This window comes from Streptococcus sp. 3874 (genome assembly GCF_013276425.1).
Classification (GTDB): domain Bacteria; phylum Bacillota; class Bacilli; order Lactobacillales; family Streptococcaceae; genus Streptococcus; species Streptococcus pseudopneumoniae.
The window spans coordinates 1-1,230 of the sequence record NZ_VMLA01000140.1 but is presented as its reverse complement, the minus strand read 5'-3'; the positions used below and the strand labels follow the sequence as shown (position 1 = coordinate 1,230).

The following is a 1,230-nucleotide window of genomic DNA, read 5'->3' as shown; positions in this document are numbered from 1 at the left end:
ATATATGCATGGTTACGACCACCACGTGTTTCTTGAAGGAGAGAATCGAGTCCGAACTCCTCATATTTTTTTACAGTTGGCCAAATCGTTGTTTGATTACAGTCTAAAAGCTCTATAATCTCTTTATAAGATTTACCCATCAGACGAAATAGAACGATTTGAAGGCGTTTATGATATTTAGCTGTACTAGAGTCTTTTAAAAGTGTTTTGATAGCTTGGATTTCTTCTTTAGTTGATTTCATATTACTATTATATAATGCTTTTTTATTTTAGTTTAGTATTAACATAATCGGCTTTTTCCTCATACCATTGATTAATAGCTGTCATAAATCCGTCATAGTTCCAAGCCAAGTTTTCTGCTAGTGAGAAATTTCCTGAAGACCAGGCGCTCCAAATGTCCTTACTAGACAAGCGTGTGTGATTAATGGTGATCGAAGCTTCTGCTGCACGAATGAAGGTTGTTTTTTCTAGTGCAGTTGACCATTTGATAGGAACATAGCTAGTAACTAGACCTTCGTCTGTTGTTTCTTTTCGAATGGCATTGATACGGTCTAAGATAGCCTGTTTATATGGCGTTAAGAAAGTCCCTTCAATCCCAACTAGAGTAGTACCAGAAGAAGTACTAGTGACCTAAGAGTTTAAGATATTGTAGGATTGACCATTGATTGCTTGAGTGGAAACCAGCCTATCATTAGTGGCTACTGATTGTGATGTAACAATTCCTACCCCAAGAAGTGATAGAGCTGAAATCGTTGCAAGTGTGAACTTTTTAGCTTTGGTGTCCATTTCGTGTCCCCTTATTTTTTATTATATAGTCATTTAGTTTTAAAAAAGCGTTCCAAACATTCAAAAATAGTTGGGACTTCCCTTAATAAATCTGTTACTTTCTTTTTCAAGATAGCCCAAGCTTGCTCAATAGGATTCAAATCTGGTGAATAAGGCGGTAGAGGTAAGAAAAAGTGTTTATCTTGGATGCAGAGTTCATCCAAAATGTTCTTGGGATCAAAACTAGCATTGTCCATGATAATAACATGAGGTGTCTTCAAAGCAGGCAGGAGTTGCGTTTTGAACCACTCCACAAAGAAATCGCTTGTCCTGCTGTTCTTGTAAATCATGGGAGCTATAAACTCTCCGTCTACTTGTCCTGCAACAATTGAAGTTCGCTCAAAACGACGTCCGCTAATCTTTTCATAGACTTTCTCCCCTCTAGGAGTCCCTGCATAAGGACGA

At 37.6% G+C, this 1,230-nt stretch carries 2 protein-coding genes and 1 pseudogene; all 3 read right to left on the bottom strand.

Translation table 11 applies throughout. The features are described from left to right. Positions 1 to 242 (bottom strand): helix-turn-helix domain-containing protein (locus tag HT703_RS11080; protein ID WP_172930095.1); only part of this gene is annotated, 242 nt, incomplete at its 3' end. 388 nt (positions 243 to 630) lie between these two features. Next, the gene (locus HT703_RS11905; protein WP_000379812.1) at positions 631 to 786 is read right to left on the bottom strand and encodes a hypothetical protein; all 156 of its coding nucleotides are present in this window, start codon (positions 784 to 786) and stop codon (positions 631 to 633) included. Between the two features lie 29 nt (positions 787 to 815). Continuing rightward, positions 816 to 1,230 (bottom strand): annotated as a pseudogene (locus tag HT703_RS11070) (IS630 family transposase); the annotation flags it as partial.

Excerpts from the sequence above, each read along its gene's own strand:
- HT703_RS11905 (WP_000379812.1), bottom strand. The coding sequence starts at position 786 with ATGGACACCAAAGCTAAAAAGTTCACACTTGCAACGATTTCAGCTCTA.